Raw genomic sequence first — 7707 nt, 5'->3', positions numbered from 1 at the left:
GAGCGAGGTGCCGAGTGGTGGGGCAAGAGCGTTTTGCTTACTTTTGCGCTTTTCAAAAGTGAGCCGCTGTAAGAGCGGAACCATAAGCGGCCATAACAAAAACAACGGATATACACACAGCCCGTCACAGCACCAGCCGAACCTCGGCACACAACCCACCGCCATCCCGATTGCTCAACGTCAGCTCCCCACCAATCGCCACAGCCAATTGCTGGGCAATCGCCAACCCCAACCCAGTGCCACCAGTGCCGCGATTGCGCGAACTCTCCACCCGGTAAAACGGCTGCATCACCTGCACCAGCTCATCCTCGGCAATCCCCGGCCCCCGATCCAGCACCTTGATCGACAGCTCCCCCGACGCCGTCGACCCCACCTCCATCTGCGCCGCCCCGGCAAACTTCAGCGCGTTATCCACCAGGTTCACCAGCACCCGGCGTAATGCATGGGGCCGGGTATCCAGCACCACCGCGCTTTTACCCGTCAGGCTCACCTGTTTGTTCATGTCCTGGTAATCAAACACCAGGCTGTCGAGAAACGCGTCCAGGTTGATCCGGTGACTGGCCTCGGTCGCGCCATGCACACTGCGGGCATAAGCCACACCCTCGCGCACCAGGTGCTCCATTTCGCCCAGGTCACTCCAGAGCTTTTCCCGGTCCACCGAGTCTTCCATGAACTCGGCGCGCAATTTCATGCGGGTGATCGGCGTCTGCAAGTCATGAGAGATCGCCGCCAGGATCTGCATGCGCTCCTTGAGGTACTCGGCAATCCGTTTTTGCATTTCGTTAAACGCCGCCGCCGCATGCGCCACCTCGGTAGGGCCGGTTTCGTCCAGCGGCGTAGGGTGCGCATTCGGGTCGAGGGTCTCCACCGCCCGTGCCAGGCGCGTCAGCGGGCGGATGGCGATGCGCACGGCGATCCAGGTGCACACCAGCAATACCAACAATTGCAGCACCAGCACCACCGGCAGCCAGAACGCAAACGGGATCGGCTTGGGGTAGACGTCAATGGTGATCGGGCTGCCATCGGCCAGGGTCAGGTGCGCCTGGAAGTGTTTTTGCAAACCCGGCATATCGCGAAAGGTCAGCGGGTAATGCTCGCCCAAGGCATCGGAGATCGACGTCGCTGCCATGGGCACGTCGTCACCGGCCATCGGCTCACCGGGCTCACCGGCATTCAACAGGTAGCGGTAGGCGTTGCGGTCGAGCCGTGGCAGCCAGCTGGCGCGCTCGGCGGCGGGCAGGCGGTCGAGGATCGCGATCGACGTCGAGACGTCATTCTCGAGGTTGCCCAGCATCACGCTGCGGGCGCTCATGTAGCGCTCATAGAACTGCGCGCTGAACGACAAGGCGTTGGCGCACAGCAGGCTCACGATAAAAATCACCGACAGTTGCGCCGCCAGCGTGCGCGGCCAGCGAAACGAAAGGGTCATGCCGAGTCCCCGAGGATTTCCACCGCCAGGGAGAACACATAGCCTTCGCTGCGCACGGTCTTGATGTAGGCCGGCTCGCGGGCGTCGTCCAGCAGGCGCTGGCGCAGGCGGCTGACCAGCAGGTCGATGGAGCGGTCGAACAGGTCCGCGTCCCGGCCCTGGGTCAGGTTCAGCAATTGGTCACGGTTGAGCACCCGTTGCGGGTGGTCGAGAAACACCCGCAGCAGCCGGTACTCGGCACCGCTCAAGGCCACCAGGGTGTTGTCTTCGTCCAGCAGGTGGCGGGCGGTGGTGTCCAGGCGCCAGCGGCCAAAGCGGATCAGCCGGCCGCTTTCCGTCACCACCAGGTTCGGCGGCAGCATCCGCGTGCGCCGCAGTACGGCGTTGATGCGGGCCAGCAGTTCACGGGCGGCGAAGGGCTTGACCAGGTAATCGTCGGCGCCCATTTCGAGGCCGATGATGCGGTCGGTTTCATCGTTGCGTGCGGTGAGCATCAGGATCGGCGTGGCCTTGTGCTTGCCCACCCGCAGTTCGCGGCACAGCTGCAAGCCATCGTCGCCGGGCATCATGATGTCCAGCACGATCAGGTCCACGGGCGTGGTGTCGAGGAAGCTGCGCATCTGCCGGCCGTCAGCCACCACGGTGGTGCGCAGGCCGTTCTTTTTCAGGTAGTTGCCCACCAGTTCGCGGATCTCCCGATCGTCATCGACAATCAGAATGTGATCGACGTGATCCATGCTGCCTTCCTCGTTGAATAGTCATTGATGCGCAGTCTAGCCACTGCCGGCAGCCTTGCCTTGTGCCCTTTGTATTGCAGTGTATCTGGCGGTGACGAGATACACGTCGACGCAAAAATCCGGGCCTGGCCGACACAATCCGGATACCTCCCAGGGTTCAAATGAACCCATCGAGGCGATTGGCCCCGGTTATTCCCGAGGAACCGTGCATGACCCCACTCAACAGTCTTCTCAGTGCCCTGGCGTTTTCCATGGCAGGTGTGGCGGCGGATGTGAATGCCGCCACCGCAAAAAAACTCACCGGCAGCGAAACCTGCTTCCAGAATACCCCGCTGGCGCAAAACGGCGCGGGTCGCAAACGCGACGAAATACCCCCGGCCACGAGGTGACACCCATGAACTTCATCCGATACCTGCGCCGCTCAAAAGGCCTGCTCCTGTTGCCATTGGTCGTGGCCCTGGTCGGCGTACCCAAGGCGGTCAACTACCTGATCAACAACGTCGACGCCGAAAGCTTCAGCCAGTCCGAAGAGCGCATGCCTTCCCTGGATGGTGCGGTGGCCTGGCTCAACTCAGCGCCGCTGACGGCCGAGGGCCTGAAGGGCAAGGTGGTGCTGGTGGATTTCTGGACCTACGACTGCGTCAACTGCCAGCGCAGCCTGCCGTACGTCAATCAGTGGGCGAAGAAGTACGCCAAGGACGGACTGGTGGTGATCGGTGTGCATACGCCGGAAAACGCCTACGAGAAAGTCCTGGATAACGTGCGCAGCCAGGTCACGAAACTGGGCATCAATTACCCGGTAGCGGTCGACAACGATTACCGGATCTGGCACGCCTTCGATAACCAGTACTGGCCGGCCCATTACTTCTTCGACGCTACCGGCAAAGTGCGCTACAGCCATTTTGGCGAGGGCCGCTACGACAATCAGGAGAAGGTCATCCAGGCATTACTGGAAGAGGCCAGGACGGCTAACGCCCCCACCTAAGCTAATGCCAAAAAGGTATTTATTGCCCGGTTTTTAGATCGTTTAGCTTCACCACTCCACGTACCTGTTCATGGAGTGAGCTACCGATGTCGCACCCGCTGGCAATCAATACCTTGCCCTTGCTGGACCTGGCGCTGCTCGACGGCAGCCCGGCCCAGCGCGGGCAGTTTCTCGATGACCTGCGCCACGCGGCGCGGCATATCGGTTTTTTCTACCTCACCGGTCACGGCATCGACGCCGACTTGCTCACCCAGGTGCAGCAGCAGGCGCGGCAGTTCTTCGCCTTGCCACAGGCCGACAAGCTCGCCGTGGGCATGATCAATTCCCCGCACTTTCGCGGCTATAACCGCGCCGCCTCGGAGATCACCCGTGGGCAGCCGGACCTGCGTGAACAGTTCGACCTCGGCGCCGAGCGCGAGCCGTTGCAGCAAGGCCCGAACTCACCGGCCTGGTCGCGCCTGCAAGGCCCCAACCAATGGCCCGCTGCGCTGCCCGAACTCAAGCCCTTGTTGCTGGCCTGGCAGCAGGCGATGACGCAAATGTCGTTGCGCCTGCTGCGGGCCTTTGCCCAGGCCTTGTCGCTGCCGGAAAACGCCTTCGACCCGCTGTACGGCGACAAGCCCAACGAACACATCAAGCTGATCCGCTACCCCGGCCGCCATGCCCGGCAGAGTCGCCAAGGCGTGGGCGCGCACAAGGATTCCGGTTTTCTCAGCTTCCTGCTGCAGGACCAGCAGGCTGGCCTGCAAGTGGAAGTGGAGGAGGGCCGCTGGATCGACGCCTCGCCGCGCCCCGACACCCTGGTGGTGAACATCGGCGAATTGCTGGAACTGGCCACCAACGGCTACCTGCGTGCCACGGTGCACCGGGTCGAATCGCCGCCGTTGGGTAGCGAGCGCCTGTCCCTGGCGTTTTTCCTCGGTGCACAGCTGGACGCGGTGGTGCCGGTGTATCAGTTGCCGCCCGAGTTGCTGCGCGATGCCCACGGCCCCACCAGCGACCCGCGTAACCCGCTGCTGCGGGACGTCGGCTGGAACTACCTCAAGGGTCGCCTGCGTTCCCACCCGGATGTCGCCCAGCGTTTTTACGCCGACGCCACGATTCCCCAAGCCCTGTCCGCCTGATAAGGAACATCACCATGCTCAAGAAAACAGCCCTGGCCCTGGCCGTCCTGATTGCCTCTTTCGACGCCCAGGCCGCCGAGGCCCTGCGGGTGGCGGCCGACCCGATTCCCCATGCGCAAATCCTCGAATACGTGCAGAAGCTCGACCCGCAGTTGCAGCTGAAAATCATCGAAATCCCCAACGGCGTGAACTCCAACGAGCTGTTGGCCCACGGTGACGTAGACGCCAACTACTTCCAGCACCTGCCTTACCTGCACTCTCAGGAACAGGCCCTCGGCCAGAAATTCGCGGTCGCGGCCACGGTGCATATCGAGCCTTTGGGCATCTATTCCCATCGCCACACCAGCTTCGCCCAGGTGCCGGACAAAGGCACGGTGGCCGTGCCCAACAACGTCACCAACCTCAGCCGAGCGCTGTACCTGCTGCAAGCCAACGGGCTGATCACGCTCAAGCCCGGCTTCAACGACCCGGCCAAGGACCAGGCAACGCCCAAGGACATCGCCGAGAACCCCAAGCACCTGAAGATTCTCGAAATCGAGTCACCGCAGATTCCCCGCGCCCTGGATGACGTCGACCTCGCCGTGATCAACGGCAACTACGCCCTGGAGGCCGGTTTGTCGCCGGCTAAAGATGCCCTCGGCCTGGAAAAAGCCCAGGGCAATCCCTACGCCAATATCCTCGTGACCACCCCGAAATTGCAGGATGACCCTCGGATCAAACAACTGGCCAAGGACCTGAATTCGCCGGAGGTGGCCAAGTTCATCACCGAGAAATACTCAGGCTCGGTGATTCCGGTAGCTGTCGAATGATCGTCGTCGAGCAGGTCAGCAAAACCTACGCCGACGGGCAGCCGCCGGCGCTGGACAAGGTGTCGTTGCAAATTGCCGACGGTTCGATCTTCGGGATAGTGGGGCGTAGCGGGGCGGGCAAGAGTACTTTGCTGCGCTGCCTGAACCTGCTGGAGCGCCCGACCTCCGGGCGCATTCTCATGGACGGCCAGGACCTGACGCTGCTCAGCGACAAGCAACTGCGCCAGCAACGCCAGCGCATCGGCATGATCTTCCAGGGCTTCAACCTGCTGCATTCGCGCAACGTTGCCGACAACGTGGCGGTGCCCCTGGAAATCGCCGGCCAGCCCAAGGCCGAGCGCGTTGCCCGGGTCAAGGAATTGCTGGAGTTGGTAGGCCTGAGTGACAAGGCGCTGGCGTTTCCTTCGCAGCTGTCTGGTGGGCAGAAGCAGCGCGTGGGCATCGCCCGGGCACTGGCGGCGCGCCCGGCTTATTTGCTGTCGGACGAAGCCACCAGCGCCCTCGACCCGGAAACCACCGCCTCGATCCTGGAACTGCTGCGCAGCATCAATCGGCAACTGGGGGTGACCATCGTGTTGATCACCCACGAGCTGGACGTGGTCAAGGCCATCTGCGACAGCGCGGTGTCCCTGGCCAACGGGCGCGTGGTGGAAAGCGGCAGCCTGATTCAATTGCAGGCCGATCCTGCGTCGAGCCTGGGCCGTTCACTGGCCCCCAGCCTGCCAGCGGTGAGGGCGGTATGAAGACGGACTGGAACGACATCCTGCAGTTGCTGCTCACGGCCACTGGCGAAACCCTCTACATGGTGCTGCTGGCCGCCGTGTTCACCTTGCTGATCGGCCTGCCACTTGGGGTGTTGCTGTTTATCAGCCGTCGCGGTGGGCTGTTCCCGCTGCCGCGTCTGAATCGTGTGTTGGGGGCGGTGGTCAACCTGGGACGCTCATTGCCCTTTGTGGTGATGCTGATCGCCTTGATTCCGCTGACCCGGCTGATCGTCGGCACCACCCTGGGCAGCACCGCCGCCGTGGTGCCGATCACTATTGGCGCCTTTCCGTTCTTTGCACGCATTGTCGAAAACGCGCTGGATGAAGTGGACAAGGGGCGCATCGAAGCCATCGTCGCCATGGGCGGGGATATTCGGCATGTGATCCTAAAGGTGCTGTTGCCGGAAGCGCTGCCCGCGTTGCTCGCCGGGTTGACCCTGACCCTGGTGATGCTGATCGGCTTTTCCTCCATGGCCGGCGTGATTGGTGGCGGTGGCCTGGGCGACCTGGCGATTCGTTATGGGTACCAGCGTTTCAATAACCAGATCATGGTGGTGACGGTGGTTGTGTTGGTGGTGCTGGTTCAGGGGGTGCAAAGCCTGGGGGATCGTTGTGTGAGGTCGCTGGCGCATCGGCGCTAAACGGTTATGTACTAATGAATTTTTAATATTTCTAGTTATATGCGTGACTGAGTAAAGTTCCCCTTCGTACCTTCACCTCGTCGCCGGGAAATACTCTTCATGAACCGTCCCCACGGGCATCCCACGCCGATCCTGACTTTGCCCCAGGGCGAAAAAGACCCGTTGTCGATTCGCGCCAAGGCGCTGGTCTTTGCCGATCCGCGTTCGTTGCAGCTGCTTGAGTATTTGCAGCGTGTGGGCCCGAGCGAAGCGCCGGTGTTGATCAATGGCGAGACGGGCACTGGCAAGGAATTGGTCGCTCGTTACATCCATAGCGCCAGCGGTCGCACGGGTGCGTTTGTGCCGGTGAACTGCGGGGCGATCAGTGAGAACCTCGCCGAGAGCGAGTTTTTCGGGCATGAGGCCGGTTCGTTTTCCGGGGCTTCGGGGCGGCGGATCGGCTGGTTTGAAGAGGCCGACGGTGGCACGTTGTTTCTCGACGAAATCGGTGACTTGCCGTTGCCGTTGCAGGTGAAACTGCTGCGGGTGTTGCAGGAGCAGGAAGTGGTGCGGGTGGGGTCGCGCAAGCCGATCAAGATCAATATCCGGCTGGTGACGGCCACCAACATTGACTTGGAGCAGGCGGTGGAGGCGGGGAATTTTCGTCTCGATCTGTTTTATCGCATCAACGTTGCGCAGGTGCAGGTGTTGCCGTTGCGTGAGCGGCCGCTGGATATTCTGCCGCTGGTTGAGCATTTTCGGCGGATCTACAGTGCCAGGTTAAAAATCGCTGAGCCGATGTTGTCGGAGTCGGCGACCCAGGCGTTGCTGGATTATCCGTGGCCGGGGAATATTCGTGAGCTGGAGAATGTGGTGCATCTGGCGCTTTTGGTGGCGGGGGATAAGCCGATCATGCCGTCGCACTTGAAGTTTTCGGCGGGGTTGAGTGCGATGCATGCCAGCGTTAACAGCGGGGCGCCGCGGATTCCACAGGAGGTGGTGCGGGAGCAGCTGTTAAGGTTGTTCGAGGTGCCTGGGGATTCGTTGTTGCACGATATTGAGGATTTGATCGTGCGGGAGGCGTTTGGGTTTTGTGGGTTTAATCAGTTGCGTACGGCGGAGTTGCTGGGGGTTACGCGTAATGCCATGCGCACGCTTTTGGTGAATCATGGGATGCTCAAGGGGCGGGGGAAGTCCTGATTTTTTTGGTGTACATATCCGTTATTTAGGTAACGGCCA

8 protein-coding genes and 1 pseudogene are annotated in these 7707 nt (G+C 61.7%); 7 read left to right on the top strand and 2 right to left on the bottom strand.

Translation table 11 applies throughout. The annotated features are described in order from the left end of the window. Positions 1 to 124: 124 nt before the first annotated feature. Positions 125 to 1429 carry an ATP-binding protein gene (locus tag V3W39_RS33400; RefSeq protein ID WP_259201390.1) on the bottom strand — a complete coding sequence of 435 codons (1305 nt, stop codon included), beginning with the start codon at positions 1427 to 1429 and terminating at the stop codon, positions 125 to 127. Continuing rightward, entirely contained in the window at positions 1426 to 2166 is a 741-nt protein-coding gene (locus tag V3W39_RS33395; RefSeq protein WP_063028866.1) for a response regulator, read from the bottom strand. Before V3W39_RS33395 ends, V3W39_RS33400 begins: the two co-directional genes overlap by 4 nt. Before the next feature lie 209 nt (positions 2167 to 2375). Here V3W39_RS33395 and V3W39_RS33390 point away from each other — a divergent pair, with 209 nt between their 5' ends. The 7 genes and pseudogenes from V3W39_RS33390 to V3W39_RS33360 all read left to right on the top strand — a co-directional run bounded on the left by V3W39_RS33390 (position 2376) and on the right by V3W39_RS33360 (position 7668). After that, on the top strand, positions 2376 to 2555 hold the full coding sequence (locus V3W39_RS33390) for a hypothetical protein (protein WP_177134992.1): 180 nt from the start codon (positions 2376 to 2378) through the stop codon (positions 2553 to 2555). Positions 2556 to 2632: 77 nt separating this feature from the next. Beyond that, positions 2633 to 3151: pseudogene (locus V3W39_RS33385) on the top strand (thioredoxin family protein); the annotation flags it as partial. Positions 3152 to 3237: 86 nt separating this feature from the next. Further along, the gene (locus tag V3W39_RS33380) at positions 3238 to 4275 is read left to right on the top strand and encodes an isopenicillin N synthase family dioxygenase (RefSeq protein ID WP_177116146.1); all 1038 of its coding nucleotides are present in this window, start codon (positions 3238 to 3240) and stop codon (positions 4273 to 4275) included. Between the two features lie 14 nt (positions 4276 to 4289). After that, the gene (locus V3W39_RS33375; RefSeq protein WP_177049003.1) at positions 4290 to 5084 is read left to right on the top strand and encodes a MetQ/NlpA family ABC transporter substrate-binding protein; all 795 of its coding nucleotides are present in this window, start codon (positions 4290 to 4292) and stop codon (positions 5082 to 5084) included. Further along, on the top strand, positions 5081 to 5827 hold the full coding sequence (locus V3W39_RS33370; RefSeq protein WP_177116145.1) for a methionine ABC transporter ATP-binding protein: 747 nt from the start codon (positions 5081 to 5083) through the stop codon (positions 5825 to 5827). The genes V3W39_RS33375 and V3W39_RS33370 overlap by 4 nt, the downstream gene beginning before the upstream one ends. Continuing rightward, the gene (locus tag V3W39_RS33365) at positions 5824 to 6489 is read left to right on the top strand and encodes a methionine ABC transporter permease (protein ID WP_177079995.1); all 666 of its coding nucleotides are present in this window, start codon (positions 5824 to 5826) and stop codon (positions 6487 to 6489) included. The genes V3W39_RS33370 and V3W39_RS33365 overlap by 4 nt, the downstream gene beginning before the upstream one ends. Positions 6490 to 6588: 99 nt before the next feature. Continuing rightward, entirely contained in the window at positions 6589 to 7668 is a 1080-nt protein-coding gene (locus V3W39_RS33360; RefSeq protein ID WP_177079994.1) for a sigma-54 interaction domain-containing protein, read from the top strand. The last annotated feature ends 39 nt before the right edge of the window (positions 7669 to 7707 follow it).

Source organism: Pseudomonas sp. Z18(2022) (assembly GCF_036346535.1).
Taxonomy (GTDB): domain Bacteria; phylum Pseudomonadota; class Gammaproteobacteria; order Pseudomonadales; family Pseudomonadaceae; genus Aquipseudomonas; species Aquipseudomonas yamanorum_A.
Note: the sequence above shows the minus strand (reverse complement) of the source record. Positions and strands in the feature narration are given on the sequence as shown.

What these genes read in the sequence shown, in the direction of transcription:
- V3W39_RS33400 (WP_259201390.1), bottom strand. Translation starts at nt 1,429, where the DNA reads ATGACCCTTTCGTTTCGCTGGCCGCGCACGCTGGCGGCGCAACTGTCG.
- V3W39_RS33395 (WP_063028866.1), bottom strand. Translation starts at nt 2,166, where the DNA reads ATGGATCACGTCGATCACATTCTGATTGTCGATGACGATCGGGAGATC.
- V3W39_RS33390 (WP_177134992.1), top strand. Translation starts at nt 2,376, where the DNA reads ATGACCCCACTCAACAGTCTTCTCAGTGCCCTGGCGTTTTCCATGGCA.
- V3W39_RS33380 (WP_177116146.1), top strand. Translation starts at nt 3,238, where the DNA reads ATGTCGCACCCGCTGGCAATCAATACCTTGCCCTTGCTGGACCTGGCG.
- V3W39_RS33375 (WP_177049003.1), top strand. Translation starts at nt 4,290, where the DNA reads ATGCTCAAGAAAACAGCCCTGGCCCTGGCCGTCCTGATTGCCTCTTTC.
- V3W39_RS33370 (WP_177116145.1), top strand. Translation starts at nt 5,081, where the DNA reads ATGATCGTCGTCGAGCAGGTCAGCAAAACCTACGCCGACGGGCAGCCG.
- V3W39_RS33365 (WP_177079995.1), top strand. Translation starts at nt 5,824, where the DNA reads ATGAAGACGGACTGGAACGACATCCTGCAGTTGCTGCTCACGGCCACT.
- V3W39_RS33360 (WP_177079994.1), top strand. Translation starts at nt 6,589, where the DNA reads ATGAACCGTCCCCACGGGCATCCCACGCCGATCCTGACTTTGCCCCAG.